This window comes from Methanoplanus endosymbiosus (genome assembly GCF_024662215.1).
In the GTDB taxonomy this organism is placed as follows: domain Archaea; phylum Halobacteriota; class Methanomicrobia; order Methanomicrobiales; family Methanomicrobiaceae; genus Methanoplanus; species Methanoplanus endosymbiosus.
Window position 1 is genome coordinate 3074337 of record NZ_CP096115.1, and the last position, 23072, is coordinate 3097408.

Below are 23072 nucleotides of genomic sequence, written 5' to 3' on the forward strand. Positions count from 1 at the left end.
GCTTCAGCAAAAAGGCATATTTCAAACGGAGGATAGAATTAAATGAAATTCATAAATATTATTTGTTATAAAGATAACAGATCAATAGTGGAACAGTCTGATTTTTTTGTTAAACAGGATTATCCCGAAAACTTTGGATTTTATTCAAAAAGTTCTCATACGGGGCGTACAGTCATGCTTTCTGAATTCATGACTGTAATGGATAACGCACCCGGCTTTAATGATAAAGAAATTCTTAAAAAAATATTTGTTGAAGATAATTTATTAAAAAAAGAGAGTAATTCCGGGAGGAAAATATCTTTCTATTATTTAAAGCACCTTTATGGTCTGGACTCTGAAAATAAAAATTTTCAGGGACTTTTGAAGTACTGGAAGGAGAAATCACCTGATAATAAAATAATGGCACTCCTTTGTGCATTATCCCGTGATGAAGTATTAAGGTTGTCATCCGGGTATATACTATCAGTTAAAACCGGAGATTTTGCTGAAAAATCCGGTTTAAAAGAAATAATAGATAATTATTATCAGAACATTTACAGTGAAAAAGTCCGTGAGTCGATGGTCAGGAATCTGATGTCATCATGGACTCAGTCAGGGTATCTTGAAGGCAGGTCCAATAAAATAAGGATTAAACCTGAGGTATCTGTACATTCTTTTGCATATGCCTGTTATCTGGCATATCTTTCCGGATTTCGGGGAAAGAGAATATTTCATTCTCCCTGGGTTTTGGTATTATGCCTCAATGATTCAGAGGCAGAAGAATTAACAAAAGAATCAAACAGAAAAGGTCTGATGTCAGTAAAAAAAGCCGGAAGTGTTGTTGAGGTCACATTTCCGGAAGATTTGATTGGGGGAACTCAATGACCAAATTACAGAATCTGTCAAAAAGATACAAAGAGCATGTAGAACTGGTATGGCAAAGAAATATTTCCGGACCGGAAAAAGTCTGGTTTTGTATTTATGATCCAAATTCCGAGAGGAAAATCCGTGCAGGCATAAAGGAGTTTGAGATCTATACTATACAGTCCGGGCATAAATGGACTGAAATAGATTTAAGCCCGTTTTTTGAGGAATGGCTGTCTGAAAATGAATACCGGGAAGAGTATTTTTCCGAACCGGAATATCTGCTGGATGATCTGTCTGAACTAAAGGAATTTCTGGTTGAAAAAATCAGGGGAAAAACTTCTGATTCAGATGAGGACACTGTGATTGCCGTTCTTGGCATTGCATCAATGTTTGGAATATTAAGGGCAAGTCAGATTGTTGAGCTTATTATTGATAAAGTTAAAATCTCAGGAAGACTTCTGGTCTTTTTCCCCGGAGAACGGGATAAGAATAACTACAGATTACTAAAAGCCAGGGATGGGTGGAATTATCTTGCATATCCGATTGAAGCGGAGGAGGATTGATCATGGCAACTATAACGAATAATGAAGTATTTTTCAAAGATCCAACAACATATACAATACCTAATGATGGTGTCGCAAAGGTAGCACCATTGAGCAGAGAAGATAAAAACGACTGGATTGTGGCCAGATATGAACTTGAAAATTTCGTCTGCAAGGGTTCATATCATGAAGGGCTTAGAAGAATTCTCCAGTCATACCTTGACCATCTGGATAAGGCAAGTCAGCCTGCGGTCTGGGTAAGCGGGTTTTTTGGCTGTGGTAAATCGCATCTTGTCAGGATTCTGGACTTTTTATGGAGAGATATTGAATTTTCGGGCGGAATAACAGCAAGGGGTCTTTGTACCCTCCCTGATGATGTGAAGGTGCTGTTAAAAGAGTTGTCAACTGAGACCAAAAGGAATGGTGGAATATGGTCTGCGGCAGGAACTATGAGTGCCGGAAGCGGAGACGGGCCAAGAACGGATCTTCTTCAGCTCGTTCTTCGTTCCGCAGGGCTTCCTGAGAATATTGAAGTTGCAAGAGTTCACCTGTGGCTTGAGGAATGTGGAATTCTTGATGATGTCCGGGAATATCTGATCTCAATAGATAAGGAAAAGGACCTGCTCCACCCTTTTGTTTCTCCAAAGTTTATTGAGGCTGTTATTAAGTTTCATCCGGATTATTCTGGAGATGAAGATCCAAAGGATGTTAAAGACGATTTAAGACGGGAATTCAGGACAAGTTCAGGGATTTCCAATACAGAGATGGTTTCCATGCTTAATCAGATCTTCCTGATGCAGTCTGAGAATAAGGATAAACTGCCTCTTGTGCTGATTATCCTTGATGAGGTCCAGCAGTATCTGACTATTGGTGATGGTTCGGATAAACTGCTTGATTTTCAGGAAGCTGTTGAAGAGTGCTGCAGAAGGTTTAGCGGGAAAGTCCTGTTTATTGCGACTGGACAGGAGGCCCTTCAGGCAAATACCCAGCTTCAGAGGCTTCAGGGCAGGTTTTCCGAGAAGGTTATTTTAGAGTCAAAAGATGTTGATACGGTATTAAGGGAGACTGTATTACTAAAGAAAGAATCCATGAAACCGGAACTGAGATCAGTTCTGGACAGGGTTAACGGTGAGATTTCAAGGCATATTTCCAATTCAAAACTGGCACACAGGCAGGAGGATGACAGGTTTATTCTCTCTGATTATCCTCTTCTTCCGACAAGGAAGCGTTTCTGGGAGAGGGTTTTGGCATCCGTTGATCCGGACGGGATGGGTAATCAGCTCAGGAATCAGCTCAGGCTTGTCTTTGACGGACTAAAGGACTATGCCGGCTGTGATATTGGACATTTTATTCCTGCGGATTACATTTATACTCAGAATAAGCGGTATCTGAGGCAGAATTATATTCTTACTCAGAATGTCGATGACCTTATCAGCAGAGAAAATGACGGAACAGAAAAAGGTGAACTCCGCTCACGTATCTGTGCCACGATATTTCTGATACAGCATATAGACCCTTCGTATGGGATTAAGGCCGAACCTGAGACAATCTGTGATCTTATGGTCAGTGATCTTATTTCCGGGAGTGAATCACTCAGGCAGTCAGTGCCTTTACTTCTTGAGGATATGCATACAAGAGGAGTGCTTGCACATATAGATACGGAGTACCGTATTCAGACAGAGGAAGGGAGTGTCTGGGAAGGAGATTATCAGAAAAGAAGAGCGAAATTTAAGGGTGATGATACAAGGATTATTGATGAAAGGGTGAAGTTCATCAAAAGCAGGATGTCGGGTATTTTAGGCAGTGTGAACCTTATTCAGGGTGAGAGCCGGACACCACGCAATATTAAAGTTACATACTTTGGGGATGAAAGGCCAAAGACTGAGAAGGATATTCCCATCTGGGTACGGAACGGATGGGACATCCCGGAAAAGGATGTCATCAATGAATGTGCTGCTGAGGGAAATGAGAGTTCTATTGTTACGGTGTTTATTCCGCTTGAGTTTAATGATGACCTAAAGAATGAGATTGCAGGCTATCTTGCGGCAGACAGGGTCATTGACAGAAAAGGGACGCCAAACACTCAGGACGGTATTCAGGCTAAACAGAATATTGAGACCAAACGTGAAAGGCATAAGGCAAGAGCTGAGAGAATTGTTGATGATATTTTAAGGGATGCAAAGGTTATTCTTGGCGGCGGAACTGTTGTACCCGGTGATTCTGTTTCTGAATGCATTAAGGATGCTTCAAACCGGGCAATGGTCCGGATGTATCCAAAATTCGATGATGGGGACGCTGCCGGATGGGATAAGGTAGTAAAAGCAGTAAGCAGGGAAGAGCAGTCTCCGCTGTCAAAGATTGGGTTTGGGAGGGACCCAAAGGAACATCCGGTCTGCCGGGAGATTTTAAAGAGGCTGAATAGTGAGAAGAAGGGCAATGAACTTCTTAAGGCCCTGGGTGAACCTCCGTTTGGATGGCCTAAAGATGCAATAAATGCCGGGCTGATTGTGCTTGTTGCCTCAGAATATGTCAATGTTAAGTTAAATAACAGACCCGCAGGAGCGGTGGACTTAAACGCCAGAAATATTGGCAATGCATCTTTTGAAGTTGAGGATGTGGTCCTTTCCACTAATGAGAAATTTGGTGCAAGGAAGATGTATGCTGAACTTGGCCTCTCCGGGAAGAGCGGGAAAGAGACTGAGGAGGCAGGTCTGTTTCTGGAAAAGCTGAATGCTCTTGCAAAAAGTACAGGCGGGGATGCACCTCTTCCTTATGCTGCAGAACCTCCTTATCTCTCTGAACTTGCCGGATATTCAGGGAACAGTCTTGTTAAAGAGCTGAATGAACGAAGAGAAGTTATTCTTTCTGATATTAAGTTATGGAAGGCGACTGCTGAACTGATAGATTCCAGGAGTAAGGAGTGGGCTACTTTTTCAAGGCTTCTTGATCACTCTGAAGGTCTGCCTGATTATGACCTGTTTGATGGTGAAGCAAAGAGTGTTATTGCCGGGAGATCACTGCTCAGTGATCCTGATCCGGTTGAACCTCTGCTGTCAGATCTGAGAAACAGTATCAGGGATTATTATACTGCCGGTGCTGGCAGTGTCAATAAAGCAAGGAAGGAAGTAACGGACTCACTTGAGTCAGACAGTTACTGCCGGGAACTTGCAGATGATAAAAGAGAGAGTCTGTTAAAGGAATACGGGCTTGATGATGAGTTTACTGTCACTGTCGGGAGTGATGAGGAGATATTTACTCAGCTGAGGAAAGTTCCGGTAAACAGCCTTAAGTCCAGGGCTGAACTTACGAGGTCTTATCTTCCCAAGATTAAGGAGAGGATTGCCAGAATGCTTGAGCCGGAGACGGTTGTTATTTCACTTAAATCTCCGGTTACGATTAAATCTTCTGAGGAACTTGAGGATTATCTTCTTTCTGTTAAAGAAGAGGCAGAGAAGGCTTTGAATGACGGAAATCCGGTGATGCTGAGATGATTAAAACGGGTGTTTTTTTTCCGTTAAAAATAAACCAGTTTTTTGGGATTTTTGAATGAAGGGGTGTTATAATGACTGTTCTTACTGATACTGAGAGGAAGGGCCTTGAGAAGTCTGTTCTTGATGCCCACAGGAAGGCTGAAGCCGGTGCTTTTAATGCCCTGAATTATCTTGGCGTTGAAGCGGATAAGAAACCTTTTCATCTGAGTGATGCTGAGGCGGAGCTTAGAAGGAGACTTCGTTCTGAGATGAGGAGGCTTGGGAGTTATGATGTCCTTATCTCTTCGGTTGCCTATGAGCAGTGGCACAGGATGCTTTTTGCCCGTTTTCTGCTTGAAAATGATCTGCTGATTCATCCGAAATTTAAGGTTCCTGTCTCTTTTTCTGATATAACTGAGATTGCGGATGAGAAAGGAAGTGAGGCCTGGGAGGTTGCAGCGGAGTTTGCTTCTCATATGCTGCCCGGAATTTTCAGGCAGGATGACCCTTTTCTGATGGTTAAGTTTAGTCCTGAGGACAGGATTGCCCTTCAGGGTGTGCTTGACGGTATTTCATCTGAGAGTTTTTTAGCTGAGGATGCACTTGGCTGGACTTATCAGTTCTGGCAGAGTGAGAAAAAAAAGGAGGTCAATGATTCGGAGAGGAAGATCGAAGGTTATGACATCTGTGCTGTGACTCAGCTTTTTACTGAGCCTTATATGGTTAAGTTTCTGCTTGAGAATACTCTTGGTGCATGGTGGCTTTCTTTGCATCCGGATTCAGGTCTTAAGTCTGAGTGGGAGTTTTACAGGTCTGAGGTTGAGCATGACTTTTCCGGATGGCCCTCTTACATCAATGAACTGAAGATCCTTGATCCCTGCTGTGGGTCCGGGCATTTTTTAGTCCGGGCTTTTCATATGCTCCTTTCTATGAGAAGGGAGAAGGGAGAAGAGAACGAAGCCGCCATTTCTGCAATCATCTCCAAAAACCTGCACGGGCTTGAGCTTGACCCCCGCTGTATCCAGATTGCAACCTTTGCCCTTGCCCTTGAGGCATGGAAGGAGGGTTTTTCCCCGACTGATTCCTATCTGCCTGTTCCAAATCTTGCCTGCACCGGAATTCCGATTAAGGCTGAGAAGGATGACTGGCTTAAGCTTGCCGGCGGTGACGGTATGCTTGAGTCTGCCCTTGAGAACTACTATGACTTATTTAAGAACGCCGATTCATTAGGCAGTCTAATCCAGCTTGACAATCAGAGCAGTTCTGGCACTGACAAACATAGTTCAGTTAACCAGACTCTAATTGATCAGAAAACCCTGATGGAAAAACTTGAGCAGGCTTTAAAGAAAGAAACAGCAGCCGGCGATCCCGTTGCAGAAACCTTCGGGGAAACTGCAAATGCCATCATGAAAGCTGCCCATCTCCTAAACTGTAAATACGACTATGTTGTGACGAATGTTCCATATCTTACAAGAGGAAAACAGAGCGACATTTTAAAGGATTTTTGTGAATCCAATTATCCATTATCAAAGAATGATATTGCAACTGTTTTTCTCGAAAGATGTCTTTCATTTACTTCAATAAGAGGAAAGGTTAGCATTGTCTTACCTCAAAATTGGCTATTTCAACCAAGATATGAAAATATCAGGAAAAAATTAATAAAGTCAGAAAAATGGGATATCCTAGCAAAGCTTGGTCCGGGTGCTTTTGAAACAATTTCTGGAGAAGTTGTTAAGGCGATTTTAATGAATATAGAACATGGATCCATATCTAATGAACATTTGTTATCAGGAATTGACGTTTCAAATAGAAAAAATGCCTCAGATAAAGCAATAGGATTACTTTCAGATGATATAAAAAAAATCCAACAGATAAAGCAATTGGAAAATCCAAGTTCTCTCATATCATTTGAATCTTTAAATAAAATAAACCTACTTGGTAAATATGCTACTTGTATCGAAGGTCTCTCTACAGGTGATTCTGACAGGTTCATTAAAAAATATTGGGAAGTTTACCCTAAAGACAAAAACTGGGAGTTATTCATTCAAAATGTCAATGAAAATATGAATTATGGAGGAAGAGAAAATATTCTTTTTTGGGAAAATGGGAAAGGTGCCCTTCAACGATTTCCAAATTCGCATAATTTCCCATCTAATACTATGAATGGGTTCCAAGTTCTTGGGAATAAAGGATTAAGAATTACTCAAATGCAAAACCCTAAAGTAACAATATATACTGGTGAAATATTTGGAAAAAGTGCAGGCACGCTGGTTTTAGAAGATAATTCACTTTTAACTGCTGTCTTATCGTATTGTAATTCAGATTTGTTTTCAAAAGAAGTTAATATAATAAATCAATCACTATATAAACCCGTTGGAACCTTTTTAAAAGTCCCATTTGATCTTGAATACTGGCAGAAGGTGGCTGCTGAGAAGTATCCGGACGGACTTCCGGAACCGTATTCAGATGATCCTACACAGTGGCTGTTTCACGGGCATCCAAAACCGTCAGAAAGTCCGCTTCATGTGGCAGTTGCACGGCTGCTTGGGTACAGATGGCTGGCTGAAACCGATACTGAGATGGAACTCTCCTCTGAGGCACGGGACTGGATAAAAGAGAGTGAGAAGCTTCTATCGTTTGCAGATGATGACGGTATAGTTTGTATTCCTTCTGTCCGTGGTGAAGGACGGATGGATGAGAGGGTACGTGAGGTGCTTAAGGCTGCTTTTGGCAGTGAATGGTCTGCGAGGCATGAAGAGAAGATGCTTGCTGACCTTGGTTATGTAAAGAAGGACGGCAGTCTGAAAGGAGACCTTGAGAAGTTCCTCCGGGATGAGTTCTTTAAATCACACTGTAAGTTATTCCATAACCGTCCGTTTATCTGGCATATCTGGGACGGGGAGAAGGACGGTTTTTCTGTTCTTGTCAATTATCATAAGCTTGATCGCCGGAATCTTGAGCGGCTTATATATTCATATCTTGGCCCCTGGATTTCACAGCAGGAGAGGGAGAAGGCAGACAATAAAGCCGGTGCTGAAAAGAGGCTTGTTGCAGCCAAAGAGCTTAAGAGAAGACTTGAGCTTATTCTTGAAGGTGAGGCTCCTTATGATATTTACATCCGGTGGAAGCCTCTGCATGAGCAGGCTGTCGGCTGGGAGCCGGACATTAATGACGGTGTGAGGCTTAATATCCGGCCTTTTGTCGAAGCTGAAGTTTTGAGGTCCAAAATTACTGCGATTAAGTGGGGCAAGGACAGGGGTAAAGATGCAGTGCCTAACTGTTCCGGAACGGTAGAAAGGCATAACGATCTGCACTTTACGCTTGAGGAGAAGTGGAAGGCGAGGAAAGAGGCAGAGTGAGATGGAAATCGCAGATACAAAAGAGTACAATGAGCTTATTTATGAAATAAAGTCCATTGTCCGGACATCAAGGACGCAGGCAGTAGCTTCTGTTAACCGTGGGTTAATCAATATGTACTTCCGGATTGGAAAGAACATACTCTTAAAACAGGAGACAGAAGGCTGGGGAAAATCTGTTGTTGACTGTATTTCATCAGACCTGCTGAGAGAATTTCCGGAAATGAAAGGATTCTCTGCAAGAAATCTATGGAGAATGAGGAAGTTCGCAAGGGAATATATAAAGTTTATTGATCTGCCACAGCCTGTGGCAGAAATTCCCTGGGGTCATAACATAGTGATAATTGAGAAAATTAAATCCACAGATGAACGGGAATTCTATATAAAAAAGACGATTGAGAACGGCTGGTCAAGAAATGTCCTTATACATCAGATTGAGAGTGATTTATACTCAAGAACTCTCAATGCTCAGAAAAAAAGTGTAAATAATTTCAGGAGTACACTGCCGGAAAAACAGTCTGAACTTGCAGTATCAATTATGAAAGACCCCCTCTGCCTTGAGTTCCTCGGAGTATCTGAAGATGTAAAGGAGAGGGAACTTCAGAGATCATTAATCTTTAGACTGAGGGATTTCCTTATCGAACTTGGAAAAGGCTTTGCATTTGTCGGCAATGAATACAGGTTGTCAGTTGGTGGGGAGGATTTTTTTATTGACCTTCTGTTTTACCATACGAAACTTCACTGCTATGTGGTAATAGAACTGAAGATTGATAGTTTTAAACCGGAATATGCCGGGAAATTAAATTTCTATCTCTCAGCCGTTGATGACCTGTTAAGAGACCTTCCGGCTGACAACCCGACAATCGGATTACTGCTCTGTAAGGAAAGAAATGATATTGTTGCTGAGTATCCTGCATTCCCGGAAACACATAACCCACTCTGAAATCTAACTCCACATTTTTCTTAATATTCCAAAATACTCCCCAAGATCAAACCGATAGTTTTATAATCGTTATGTGTTAAATAATACACATAACGATTAGGGGTTTACATGGTCGCAATAGTTCACCAAACAGACAAAAGATCCGGGATAACCTATGCTTACCGCTCTGTATCATACTGGGACAAGGAAAAGAAACAGTCACGTGCCAAACGTACCCTTATTGGGCGTGTAGACAAAGAGACAGGTAAAATAGTCCCCACTGATGGACGCAACAGGAAGAAAAAAGAAGGTAATCCGCCTGTGAAACGTAATACAAAGAGGGTTGAGGAAGCACATCGTTCATTCTACGGAGCCACATATCTACTGGATGCTATTGGTGAGAAATTAGGTCTCATTCAGGATCTGAAACAGTGTTTCCCCGACACATATGAGCAAATCTTATCCGTTGTGTACTATTTAATCCTTGAAGACAGCACTCCGCTATACCGTTTTGAGAAGTGGGGACTCCTACATAAGCATCCTTATGGCAAAGACATCACCTCACAACGCAGTAGTGAACTGTTTTCCAGCATTACCGAGGCAAATAAACTACAGTTCTTCAGACTTCAGGGAAAGAGAAGGATGGATAATGAATTCTGGGCTTATGATACAACATCTCTGTCCAGCTATTCAGAAACCCTCAGGCAGGTACAGTATGGTCGCAACAAGGAGCACGACAAACTGGCACAGCTGAATCTTGCTCTGGTCTTTGGACAGGAGTCCAATCTCCCTTTCTATTACAGAAAACTCGCAGGTAATATCCCGGATTCAAAGACCATTACACGCCTGCTTGAAGAGCTGGATATTCTTGATCACTCAAGAGTTAAACTGGTTCTTGACCGGGGCTTTTACAGTGAGGTCAATATCAACAACCTGTTTAAGAATCACGTGAAGTTCCTTGCAGGTGTCAGAATGTCTCTGAAATTTGTCTATGGAGAACTTGATGCAGTCTATGACACTTTTAGGAGCTTTGAACGTTACAGTGAGAATTACGAACTGTATTACCAGACTGTCCGGACCACCTGGAATTATACACAAGAGCGTCCTTACAAAGGAGATACTCTTCAGGAATCACGCCGTCTTTACATCCACTATTTCTACAATATTGACCAGGCAGCCGAAGATGAGAAAAACTTCGACCGAAAGCTAATCGCACTAAAAAAGGAACTGGAGTCAGGAGAGCGTGTTCCAGGACACGCTAAACTTTACAAGCAGTACTTCATTACCAAAACAACACCTAAGAGAGGAACAAAGGCACAGATTATTGATGAAAATGTCATCAAAGCCAAGCGATATTTTGGGTTTTTTGCTCTGATTACCAATGAAAAGATGGATGCAGTAACTGCTCTTGAACTCTACCGCAACAAAGATGTGGTTGAAAAGGCCTTTGGAAATCTCAAAGAACGCCTGAATATGCGCCGTACACTCGTTTCTTCAGAACAGAGCCTTGATGGGAAACTGTTTGTGCAGTTTGTGGCACTGATCTACTTATCTTATCTCAAAAAGCAGATGCAGGATCATAACCTTTTCAGGAATTACACATTGCCTGGTATGTTGGACAAACTGGATGTCATCGAGTGTTTTGAACAACCAGGAAAATCTCTCAGAGTGGGTGAGATACTCGATAAACAGGAGCAGCTGTACCGGGACCTGGGGGTGACACCACCCACATCGTTATGAATGGGCGGGAATCTAGGGAGTATGCACTCCGGGATTTATCTAAACCTATGGGAATTTCAACATATTACTTAAAGACACCTCCGGAAGAGATGGAGAAATTACTCCCGACTGTTAAAGAGCTTCAGGGTATAATTGAAGATGATGAATGAGTGTATCTTTTAGGTTTTTAGTTTAATGAGTGGGGATTTTTGGGAAATTTATGTCCGGACTTAGGGTATTGGAGTTTATTGACGAAAAAGAGGCGGAAAATCCGGGTGAGTTCTGGACAAATGTTTACTTTTTGGTTTTTTTTGTTCCTTTAGTTTTAGCGGCCGGATTATATCTTCTGCTAAAAATTTTCAAATTTCCAACAACTCTGGATGATGATACAACAAGGTACCTCTTAAGTGCGTTTATCCAGAGTCTTGCTGCTGTAATTGCTATTGTTGTATCCTTAACACTGGTTGCAATTCAGTTTACTGCCTCGGAATATTCTTCAAGGGTCATTGAGGTTTTTAAGAAAAACCATGCAATGTGGGCGATAATTGCCGGATATATCTCCGGGATATCTCTATTTGCATTTATTCTGATGAGTATTTCAGATTCAGAGGTAGTTTACGGAATTAAATCATATGCTGTTTTTTATTCGTTTTTCCTGTTTATTGCTCTCCTCGTTACATTAATTCCACATATCAGAATTACTCTTAATAGTATGAATGCGGAGAAGGTAATTGATAATTTATTTGATGATCTGACTTCTGAGAAACTTATCAGTTTGCAGCCTAAAGATGATCCATTCCATGATCTTTTTGTGATAATTAACAGTTCTGCAATTAAAGGTGATATGGTAACCTTTAGTTATGGGCTTAAAAGAATCAGAGAGAAATTTATTGAGATAGTTAATTCTTCAGAGCAGGAATTAAACTCAAATTCTATCTGCTCTGGATTTTATGATAATGTCAAAAGAACATCATTAATTCTCTTTGAAAAGCGGGAAGAAAAGTTTCTTTTTGAGATCATTATCAATATGAATAATATTGTAAGGAGAATTGATTGTAATAATATATTAAAATTTAAAGAGGATACGTTAAATCTGGATGAAAGTATTGAGATTAATATTCATAATATTATAGCATTTTTAGGAAATAATGCAATTGATCATGAATTTGAATCAATTTATTCCTATAGTATTAATTTGATCTCAGGAAGAATTGCTCACTGTTTGGGTTTATATTACTACAAACATGATGATGATTATATTTTTATTATGAAGAGTAAACTATTGTCTCTTAACAAAATGGCTTACAAATTTATGAAATCTGGAAACAGTCAAAGTTATGATGAAATAGTTTCTGAAATTAAAAATATTAACCAAAGTTTTATTGACAATAGTAAAGAAGTTCCAAATGAAATTATAAATTTACTGGTTGATAAGTGGAATGATCTTGTTTACAGGTATATGAAATCACCTGAGTGCCAAAAAGGACAATACTACTTAGAGCCAATATGGGAATTAGTATCTTATTCCAAAATTAGTCATTTAAATAAAGAAGAGATAGAGAATATTTTGGAGATATTGAAAGATATAGGAAGAGATGCTTATCGGAAATATAACCTGCCTGAAATAACTATTCTGATAAAAAGGGAATTATTTGATTTAGGTCTGCATTTTATGGATGAAGACAATTCTGAATTAAATGATATTGTTGTGAACTATCTTGCTGAATTACACTACTTATGTGACGGGCTTGAAGAAATTGAAAATGATTCAAAAAACAGATTTGCCTATAGTTCCGGGGTTTATGTTGGTGAAAAAGAACTTGAATACCGTAGGGGATCAATATATACTGATATAATAAACACTTTGGAGAGACCATATTCGTGCAGTGATGAAGAGGCTGAATATATAAAAAAAAGGATTTACATTGAATAAATGAATTTAGGAGTTAACAGGGAGTAAAAATCATGCCGGGGAAATTTATTGAGGAAGTGAAGAAGGCTATTTTGAGTGCAGCGTCTGACTATGACAGGGAGAGGTTATCCGCTCCGGTTGCACTGATATGGACAGATCATAACCGGGAATGGGAGCCGGTTGTTGAAAAACTTGTAAAAGATCACGGGATGCCGATTGCAACATTTGGCAGTTATGATCCTGAGGAATTTAAAGGCCCTGCAATTTATATCCGGTGCTTAATATCACATAATCTGAACGGTGGCAGTTTTGGGGCTGCTGATGTTTCCCCGGATTCCGGAGTGTCTGATGAATCAGGCATACCGGGATTTCCAAAAGAAGGAACTCCGGTGATATACCTTCCCGGATATTCAAAGGATGTCCTAAGAAACCCTGAGAACTGCCCGGAAGAACTGATGCAGCTCTTTGAACTTCAGTACAGAGGGATAGTATGGTCACAGAAGAACAACAGGGACTGGACAATACCCGCCTTCATCAAAAATATCCTTGATATTGAAATTATAATGGATAAGGAGACAAGACAGGCTGCCATAAATGCAGTCGGTGCTCTCTGTGACGAAGATGTAACATTAATCAAAAACAAAGCACCCTTAAACGCCTCATACTTTAACTCCCTCATTCACCCCGACACGATAAAACAGCTCCTCCTCTGGATGAACTCTCCAAAAGAAGAAAAAGAGAGAATGGGGCCGGAACAGTGGCGGCCATTCTGCTCAATCTGTAAATCCGAATATGAATTTGACCCGGAAAAAGATACTCCTGTAACAGCCGCAGAAAAACTTGGCTCACTTAAGAACAACTGGCATAATGTCTGGTCAAGATTTTCTGAAAATCCGGATGCTTACCCTGCCATACCTAATCTTTTAAGAAACGCTCAGAGACCACAATTATGTTTTTATGATGATACCTGGCCGCAGATCAATGATAATCATGAAAAGAAAGTTAAAACTGAACTTCTCCGGCTTCCTGAATTAAACCGCATTGAAGGAATAAAGTTAATCAGAACTCTTGAACATAACCATAAAATCAGAAGAGAATGGATATGGACAAAAACCGGAGACAGTCCTTATGCATGCACTTTAAAATACCTTGCAAAACTTGCAGAAACAGTCAGTGATAACAGATTTTCCGGAACAATCCGGGAACAGGCAGAGAGATACACAAATGAATACTTCACAGCCGATGATGCGATATTAAAGGCAATAAGGGAAGCAGGAAAGGACAAAGAATGCCTCCGGATAACATCAGCAGCAATTGCAGCAATATCAAAATCATGGTTTAACTCACTTGCAGAAAGTTTTCAGAATGAATGGATCACTAACCCGCCGGAAATTTCCAAATCCGGTTATAAACCGGAAAAAGGAACGGTTTATCTCTTCGTTGATGGTCTCAGATTTGACCTGGCAAATGAACTCAAAGAGATAATCAGCAAAGACCATCCTGAAACGGACCTTGATTTCAGCTATGCAGCCCTTCCCACATTAACCTCAACTGCAAAACCGGCAGTCATGCCAATAGCCGGAGAACTGGTTGCAGGCAGAGAATTCACTCCGTTAACAAAAACAGAGGCAGAAGCAAACATCACAGCCCTTAGAAGAATAATGGAAGAGAACGGGATTCAGGTACTCAGTGACAGCCAGACAGGAGACACGGAAGGCTCTGCATGGACAGACTGTGGAAATATTGACCATGAAGGGCATGACAAACAGATCGAACTCCCGCAGATAATCCCGGCAGAACTTGAAAGGATCAGCAAAAGAGTAAAGGAACTGATAAATGCAGGCTGGAGCGAGATAAAAATTGTAACAGATCACGGATGGGTTTTCATGCCCGGAGAAATGGATAAGACAGAACTCCTCCCTGCACTAACAGAAGTAAAAAAGAGCAGATGTGCCAGACTTCGTCCGGATGCGAAAACCAACCTCCCTACAGCAAAGTGGCACTGGGACAGAAATGCAACCGTGGTTTTCGCACCCGGAATTACCTGTTTTGACTCCGGAAAGGTATATGAACACGGCGGACTAAGCCCTCAGGAAGTAATAATCCCTGAAATTACAGTAAAGGGCAGGGAAAAAGCCAAAACCGGATTAGTAAAAATAACAGAACTGACATGGAGAGGACTGAGACTGAAAGGAAAGACTGAGGGCTGTGAAGGTCTTTCTGCTGATATAAGGACTCAGCCGGGAGATGAGAACTCTTCTCTTATTGATTCCGTCAGGGAAATATCTGATGAAAAGATCTCCCTTTTGGTTTTAGATGACAGCCTTGAAGGTTCTGAGGCATTTCTGGTTCTCATGGACTCAGATAATACTGTATGCTACCAGAAAAAAATAACAATAGGAGAAGAATAATATGTCTTTTGAACTTGACTCCCTTGATGAGAAGACCGCAGATCTTTTTGAGGGCTATGTAGTCAGAAAAGACCTTGCAAGAGAGTTTGCAGAAAAATATCCGGTTCCAAATTACGTAGCAGAGTTCTTAATCGGAAAATTCTGTGCAACAACAGATGAAGATGAGATTGCTGAAGGTCTGGAGATAGTTCATAAACAGCTAAGGGATAAGGTTGTAAAAGCCGGAGAACAGGAACTATTTAAGGCAAGGGCCAAAGACAAAGGGACTGTAAAGGTAATTGACTTGATCACCGCAAGGCTGGATGCGAGATCAGACAATTTCTTTGCCGCAATTCCATCTCTTTTAATCAATGATGCCTTTATTCCGTCTGAATTCGTCTATGAGCATGAAAGGATGCTCACCGGAGGTTTTTATGCGGAAATTGAGGTTGAGTACGGGGCTACACAGGCAGAGGGACAGAGATCATACCCATTTACTGTGAAAAATCTCCGTCCGATTCAGCTTTCAAAAAGAAATGTTCTCGATGACCTTGCAGCCGGCAGGGAAAAGATGACAACAGAAGAGTGGAAGGATTTTCTCTGCCGGAGTGTCGGGCTTGAACCCTCTTCATTATCTGAGCGTGCAAAAGCAGTTCTCTTTCTCCGGATGATACCCTTTGTTGAAAAGAATTACAATTTTATTGAACTTGGTCCGAGAGGAACAGGTAAAAGTTACCTGTTCCAACAGATAAGTCCTTATTCCCATCTGGTTTCCGGCGGAAAAGCAACCGTTGCAAAGATGTTTGTTAATAATTCATCCGGACAGAGAGGGCTTGTCTGTCAGTATGATATAGTCTGTTTTGATGAAGTCTCCGGAATCAGCTTCGATCAGAAAGACGGCGTTAACATCATGAAAGGCTATATGGAGAGCGGAGAGTTTTCCAGAGGCAAAGAGAATATCAGGGCAGAAGGCGGCATTTCAATGCTTGGTAACTTTGACGTTGATGTTGAGCATCAGCAGAGAATCGGGCATTTATTTGGTCCGCTTCCAAAAGAGATCAGGGATGATACTGCATTCATGGACAGAATTCACAGTTACATCCCCGGATGGGACTATCCAAAAGTCCACCCTGACCTGCTGACTGAGCATTACGGTTTTGTCAGTGATTTCCTTGCGGAATCATGGAACCGGCTTAGAAATGAGAGCAGACTCCATAAAATCAGTGATAAGGTCTTTTTTGGAGATGCACTAAGCGGCAGGGACAGGCGTGCGGTCAACAAAACCATTGATGGGCTGTTAAAACTGCTCTATCCGTCATATGAGATGGAAATTGCAGAAGAAGATCTAGAGTGGGCTGTAAGAACTGCACTTGAATGCAGGAGGAGGGTTAAGGAACAGCAGAAGAGAATTGGTTCTGCTGAATTCAGAAATACTATGTTTAGCTACCGGCTTGGTGCTGATGGCATTGAGCAGTATGTTTCCACCCCGGAATTACACAGCGAGAATGAGATCAGTTCAGATCCTCTTCCTCCGGGACAGGTGTGGGGAATCGGGCCGGGAGATCAGAATGAAGGAAGCGGACTTTATAAGATTGAAGTTACCACAACTCCCGGTTCAACAATCCGGCTGATAAATGTTAAGGCTCCATCAGGGTTAAGAGAGAGTGTAAAGACTGCTGAACAGGTCTTATATACGCAGAACAGAATTCTGATTGGAGATCACAATCCAAAGGAGGCTGAATTTTCTATTCAGGTCAGATCTCTGACATCAGCAAAGGGTGGAAGCTCGATAAGTATGCCGATTCTTCTGGCTTTATGCTCTGCATCACTTGGAAAGAGTCTTAAGGGAGGAATTGTTGTTGTCGGTGGGATGAGTGTCGGAGGAACCATTGAGCCGGTTTATAATGCACTTGATATGGCAGAACTTGCTGCTGAGAATGGTGCTGTTGCAATACTTCTTCCGGTTGCCAGCAGGAAGCAGTTGATTGATATGTCAGATGAGCTTGCTTCCCGGCTTATGGTGATTTATTATAAAGATCCAAGGGATGCTCTGTTTAAGGTGTTGGGGGAGTGAAATAAACTCTCTGAGTATTCTTTTTTATTTTCTGTTTTATCTTGATTTACGCTTTCTTTGGCATATTGAAGCCCTAATTTGAGGAAATTTATTTATATTTTCTGAACATAATTTAATATTATGGGGATTTCGCAGAAAGCGGAGGATGATGTGTTAATATCGTCTAAAGCGAAAAGGAAAGATGAAAGGGGTACTCTTGATAAGGAAATTAGCTCTATTTTTAATCATATTTATGGTAATAATTCATATAGGAACAGGTTCTCAAAATTGGAACTTAACCAGATAGTCAGCTATTATGGAGAAATAAAAGAAATTGTCAATCCTGATGGTGATCCTCAATATAATACTTCCGAAATAAAAGAATTCCTGAAAAAGAAAAGAGATACATCTCAATATAGAGTAAAGGATGGATTTGTATATCAGAAGGTTACTCAAAAAATTAAATCAAAGAAACAGAAGGAGCTGGAGTTGGAAAAAAAACGAAATGAAGAAAATAAGGAAAAAGGGAAATCTGAAAGATTAAATATTCAAAAACAGGTGAAATTACGGTTTGATCCCAAACTTGGATTTGAATTGACTCTTAAAGATTGTGATACAATAATTGCAGAAATAAAACCCGATACTCCTTTTAGCATTAATGAAAAGGATATTTCTATTTTATGTCAGAGGGTAGAATCACTGAGGAAAAGATATGGTAAATACCGTACATTAAGAGAATTATTTGACCTTGAAAAAAAGAATACATCCAATAATAAAGGGAAAAAGGAAAAAGTCGTACGGAAATGCCATCGTGAACCTGAACAAAATATTATAGGTAAAAAATTGGGGAGAGAAGGAATCAAGAATGATCTGGATTTTGGAGGGAAGAGGAAATATTGTGGAACTTATGATAAGGGGTCTGCAAAGGAAATAAGTAACCAGGAAATTGACAGAGCATTTTTTAAAATATACGGCACAGGACAGAAGGAAAAGAATTGTTTCTCCATAAATCAGCGGAATCAGGTAGTATTGTATCGAGATGAAATTATTAAAATGATTGATATTGATAGTATTGCTTCTGAAAAAACGGTATTAATTAAAAAATTCCTGCTTAAAAAGGGAGCAGCTGAAGAAAAAAAGTTACAGGCCAGATTAAGAAAGGCTGAAAGAAAAAAACAAAAGAGGGAAATCGAAAGAGAAAAAAGAAATATTCATCACGACCCTGTATTAGCAGGTAAAAGGGAAAAATTATGGCAAGAAAAAAAGGAAGCAAAAATTCAAGAGCAGTATTATTTAAAAAAATACATGTGGGGTTCGAGCTTTTGAATTTATGCTCTCAATAGGCAGTGTATTTTAACATTGCAATCTCAATTCTGTTCAGGTTTTGTCACTGCCGTGTTAAAAGTCACCAGGTCTGCCGGTATTCCTGAGAATTTTAAGTCTGTAAAATCTGTTATTATGAAGTTAATAAAGACCGGAATTTAATAAAGACAGGAAGTTAAAAAAGGTCGGAAAGTAAGATTGGGTCTGAAAACCTCCGTTTTAGTATAGGTAAATTGGCAATAATGTTATGTTTCAATATAATTTACTCCCGTTTCGCTGATCCTGAATAGCAAATCATAGATTGCCACAAATTTTCTTGAATATTCTTTCATCCGTCCCCAGAAGACTCAATATTCTCTTTTGCAAATCGGTCAATTCACTCATAAAAACCATATTTACTCCCTCTATATTCATTATTGTCAAAGTTACAGATTCAAAAATTTTTAACATCCTTTCAGCACGTGGCTTTTTTGTAATTTTCTTGGGATTGTATTCATATACTCCTGCAAGACTTTCCCCATTTTTATCAAGAGACTCATGAACTTTCATCTCAATTGACACCAGTACTCTTAAACCAAGTGACGCAAGTTTGATCAGACCATCAATATGATCATCTCGTGTTAGAAACATTGGATCTAATGATGTTGGGTGATTTTTTAGCCGGTGGAATTTATCCTCAATAATATACTGATTTCTGTATGCCAGTATCACTTTTTCAAGAGAAAAACTGCTATCGGGTTTATTTGTTGCATAAACACGCCACCCCATAGTCTTGCGTGCGTCATTGTATGCCTGTTTATTTAGATTTACCTGGCAGTTTATTGTTTTTTTTATAATTTCATGTTCAGGATTATTTTTGTATTTTCTCTTGGTAATCCTTTCCTCATTCTCCTTAAAATCAATTTCCAGGATGCCAGTAAGGGAATAATTGTTAAGAATATTTTTTCCTTTTTCTATGGCTTCTTCTATTGTTTTTGGTGGTTTTCTGCCCCTTCCTCTCAGATTCATTTGTTCTGTTTCTTCGGTTGCTTTTTTAATGCGCTTGTCCAGTGCCTTTTTTTGAGTTTCAGCATAGTTAAAAGATCGGGCATAAATTCTTCTCTCCTCCCATTGAAATCCAACATCATCTTCAACTGAACTTTGGGAAGTCCATTCTTCAAATCCCTCAGCAATTTGGCGTATTTCACCATCAGAATATTCTCTGCTAACTTCAATAAGTTGATTGTCAGATTCTTCAAACTGCTTTATTTTTTCTATTAGAAGCGTATTTGGCATTATTTTTTTAGGGAGTGGTGTGAGATAAAAATCACCGTTCCGGACAATTTCTGTCCGTATTGACATTGCACTCATTTTAGAATCCCCAACGTACAGGAGTCCGGATTTATTAAGAGATTTACGAACTTTTTGAATTATTGGAGTATATGTGGGATCATCAGCACGATTCCCAGGTAAAGTTGAAATGGTTAAGGGCAGACCAATAGGATCAATTGCTGCAAGAGCAATTTTTATCTGAGGCAGATCCTGTCTATCTTTTGATCTTCCAAATTGGACCAGACCATCCTCCGTCACTAAACAATTTGAGTTGACAGTTGTACAGTCAATTCGTACTGTAGGGTTATCAATGTCATAAATACGCAAACTTTCCTGATTTAGTCGTGATTCAATCTGTTCCCATACTTCATCATCGGATAATTTTTCGAGTATGATTGCTAATCTATCGTCCGTAAAATCAAGCTCTCGCACTTCCATTCCAAGAAATAGACTTAATGTATGGATATGACAACGTGCCCACTTTTGAACATGGCTTAATCTGTGATCGGCCTGACTAATTATATGAGTAATCCAAATGGCACACATCTCACCAATTGGAAGCCCGCTCCAGTTTCCATGAGTTGGACAAATTTCATTTATGATTGCTGGGAGATTCATAATTTGCAATGTGTTGAGCAAAATAGGAATGTCGTCTACCATCTCATTAGTCACTAACTTAGCCATTGTATACTATATATTGCTCTAATGGCAAAAATAACTCTCCATGTTCGATTTCTGTTTGCAATTTGATTATTTAACTTTTGAAATGGGCGAAAGGGCAGAATTTATTTCTAAAATAACTTCTATTGCACTATGAGTTTTTAAGGATTGAATCATATTAGATTGTAATGGCTCTGCTTACCAAGATTCAGGATCTTTGGAATGTCCAGCTTTGAGAGTTCCTGCATGATTAGAATATTGTGTGGTAATATTATAAATTTATGGTCTGGTGTAAGTTTTTGATAAAATTTATTAATCTATACCTTAAGTTTTAAGCCACATTACTTAATGTATGGATGAACTACCCCTGTTACCTGCGTTTTACCAGATAAAACCGGCACACATTGAGCATTTTTAACACGGCAGTGACACTTACTTCACTCCCCGTCCCCGGTAAACCGGTAAGCCCCCTTTGGCACAGTCATCTCAAAGCGGGCACCCTTTCCCTCTTCACCGTTCTCAGTTATGGTAATGCCCGTAATTGCAAGGATCTCACGTGAAAGAAACAGCCCAAGGCCCGTATGCTTACCAAAACCGCGTTCAAATAGAAGCTTTTTGTCCTCCTCCGCAATCCCGGCACCATCGTCAGCAAATACAACAGAAAGCCCTGCCTGTCCGGCCTTTCCGCCCGATGGAACCTGTGCATCCTCTCCGTCCTCCCCCTCTTTAATCTCCGTGCAGGATACGGAAATTGTCTTAAAAGGCGGAGCATACCGGAAAGCGTTGTCAAAGAGATTATAAAATACCTTCCGGAGGAGCGGGTCTGCAAAAATCTCAACATTCCGGCATTCAACATTCACAGTAACCCCCTCCGTCCTGAACGCCGGCCCGGTCATTTTAACAATATCACCGACATTCTGCCAGGTTGCTGCATTCACACCAATCTCCTGGTATTCCCTGGTAAATTCGATCTGGTGCTCTATATTTTTTGCACTCACGTCCATATGCTGAAGATAACCCTTAATCTTCGGTCCCGCCGGTTCATCAAGGGCAAGTTCAATATATCCGCCAAGGACCATAGTTGCATTCAGGATGTCATGGCGGGTGATGCCTGAGAGCAGATTTAATTTCCGGTTCGCCTGCTTAAGTGCATCCTCCACCAGCTTTCTCTCACTTATATTCCTTGTCACACTGATAATACAGGGAATGTCCTGAACACTGATGATCCTTGCAGAGATAATTACAGTTATCTCACTGCCGTCCTTTCTCCGGAATAAAGTCTCAAAATTCTCACAAATTCCGCCCTTATTAATTTCATCAAAGACCGCCTTCCGGTCGTCCGGATTTTTCCAGAAATTTAAATCCGGGGAGGAATGCCCGACTGCCTCCTCACGTAAAAATCCGGTAAGGTGCAAAAACCCTTCATTGGCATCAATAATAACCCCATTGTCCATCTGCGAGATCATAACCCCGTCCGGACTTGTATTAAAGAAGAGTTCAAAGTGCTCCTTTGCTTCAGTAACATCCGCATTCAGCCGCTGGTTTACCATAATTATCAGACCTAAAGTCAGAAGAAAGCCCTTTACAAAGAAGAGCATAAATGTTACATTCTGGACTGCTGTTGAGGTGAAGAGACTCTCAACAGACATTGCTGTAAGGACATATCCAGCACGGAAAAGGAGGAAAAATGCGATAAAAGACTCTGCCGCAACGATAAAACGGGCCGAACCGGCTATGCCCCGCGGCTTTGTCCCAAGCAGCGCAAAAGCCTCTAAAAAGAGGAAATATGCCAGAAATACAGACATAACTGCCGTCCGTACAGTAATGTCATCACTGATACAGGTGAAATAACAGTACAGTGCAGTAAATATCAGATACGGCGGAATAACAAGCCTGAGGTCCTCTCTCTTTCCGAGAAAACGCATGAACCCGGTGTAGAAAAAGACAGAACCAAGTATAATAAAGGCATTTGAAAGGATTACTGTAATAAATATAAACGGGATAATATCCCGCAGGAGCAGAAAGGCGATTCCCGCTGCCGACAGCGTGGTCCCAAGTACCCACCATCCAACGCCCGGATAATTTTTATTGCTCCTGTAGAGATAAGCGATTGCAAATGCCTCAAAAATATATGCAACCACAACCACTAAAGAGAGAGTACGAAGATCAATATCCATTCTGGTTCACTACTGAATATTTTTTACTGTCTTAGCATGCCGGAAATAACCTTTTAATCAGAAAACCAGACACTGCCTCTGGTTATTATCTCAGATATAACAATATATCATCATAAGTTAAAAAGGAATTGCATGAAAACTATCCGGACAGAAAAGTTGCCCATCTCTCTGTGCTCATCTATGCCCGGAACAACTCCTAAAAAACCCGTTCTGGCAGCGGCTGAAATAATAAAAAGAGATGTTATCATCCTGAAAAGGCAATCATCGCCCTGTTACCTCCGGGTATTTTGGGAGACTCACTGTCCGAAGTAAGAGGCATCTGTCAGGCAGAATAACCAACAGGACCCGGAATTTATCTGCGCAATCCGGCCAAAACATTATTTGTTCAATG

General features: G+C 40.6%; 12 protein-coding genes. 10 read left to right on the forward strand and 2 right to left on the reverse strand.

All coding sequences use genetic code 11. The annotated features are described in order from the left end of the window. The first annotated feature begins 42 nt into the window (after positions 1-42). From L6E24_RS14375 to L6E24_RS14420, 10 genes are all read left to right on the forward strand, one after another. Complete coding sequence (locus tag L6E24_RS14375) at positions 43-864, forward strand: hypothetical protein (RefSeq protein WP_257742632.1); 822 nt, start codon at positions 43-45, stop codon at positions 862-864. Beyond that, positions 861-1409: a BREX protein BrxB domain-containing protein gene (locus L6E24_RS14380; RefSeq protein ID WP_257742633.1), complete on the forward strand. Its 549-nt coding sequence runs from the start codon at positions 861-863 to the stop codon at positions 1407-1409. The genes L6E24_RS14375 and L6E24_RS14380 overlap by 4 nt, the downstream gene beginning before the upstream one ends. Positions 1410-1411: 2 nt before the next feature. After that, entirely contained in the window at positions 1412-4879 is a 3468-nt protein-coding gene (gene brxC / locus L6E24_RS14385) for a BREX system P-loop protein BrxC (protein WP_257742634.1), read from the forward strand. A 71-nt stretch (positions 4880-4950) separates the two neighbouring features. Further along, positions 4951-8217, forward strand: a complete 3267-nt coding sequence (locus L6E24_RS14390; RefSeq protein ID WP_257742635.1) for an Eco57I restriction-modification methylase domain-containing protein — start codon at positions 4951-4953, stop codon at positions 8215-8217. A 1-nt stretch (position 8218) separates the two neighbouring features. Then, on the forward strand, positions 8219-9157 hold the full coding sequence (locus tag L6E24_RS14395) for a PDDEXK nuclease domain-containing protein (protein WP_257742636.1): 939 nt from the start codon (positions 8219-8221) through the stop codon (positions 9155-9157). Between the two features lie 108 nt (positions 9158-9265). Then, on the forward strand, positions 9266-10876 hold the full coding sequence (locus L6E24_RS14400) for an IS1634 family transposase (RefSeq protein ID WP_257742637.1): 1611 nt from the start codon (positions 9266-9268) through the stop codon (positions 10874-10876). Between the two features lie 199 nt (positions 10877-11075). Further along, entirely contained in the window at positions 11076-12788 is a 1713-nt protein-coding gene (locus L6E24_RS14405) for a DUF2254 family protein (RefSeq protein ID WP_257742638.1), read from the forward strand. Positions 12789-12820: 32 nt separating this feature from the next. Next, on the forward strand, positions 12821-15178 hold the full coding sequence (pglZ, locus tag L6E24_RS14410) for a BREX-1 system phosphatase PglZ type B (protein ID WP_257742639.1): 2358 nt from the start codon (positions 12821-12823) through the stop codon (positions 15176-15178). Position 15179: 1 nt separating this feature from the next. Beyond that, positions 15180-17231 (forward strand): protease Lon-related BREX system protein BrxL, encoded by a 2052-nt coding sequence (gene brxL, locus L6E24_RS14415; RefSeq protein WP_257742640.1) that lies wholly within the window; start codon positions 15180-15182, stop codon positions 17229-17231. Positions 17232-17351: 120 nt separating this feature from the next. Then, positions 17352-18536, forward strand: coding sequence for a hypothetical protein (locus L6E24_RS14420; RefSeq protein WP_257742641.1), 1185 nt, complete (start codon positions 17352-17354; stop codon positions 18534-18536). Between the two features lie 291 nt (positions 18537-18827). On the opposite strand, the gene L6E24_RS14425 is transcribed toward L6E24_RS14420, so the two are convergent. Beyond that, a complete protein-coding gene (locus L6E24_RS14425) occupies positions 18828-20528 on the reverse strand; it encodes an IS1634 family transposase (protein ID WP_257742642.1) in 1701 nt (566 codons plus the stop codon). Positions 20529-20941: 413 nt separating this feature from the next. Further along, positions 20942-22681 carry a PAS domain S-box protein gene (locus L6E24_RS14430; RefSeq protein WP_257742643.1) on the reverse strand — a complete coding sequence of 580 codons (1740 nt, stop codon included), beginning with the start codon at positions 22679-22681 and terminating at the stop codon, positions 20942-20944. Between the last annotated feature and the right edge of the window lie 391 nt (positions 22682-23072).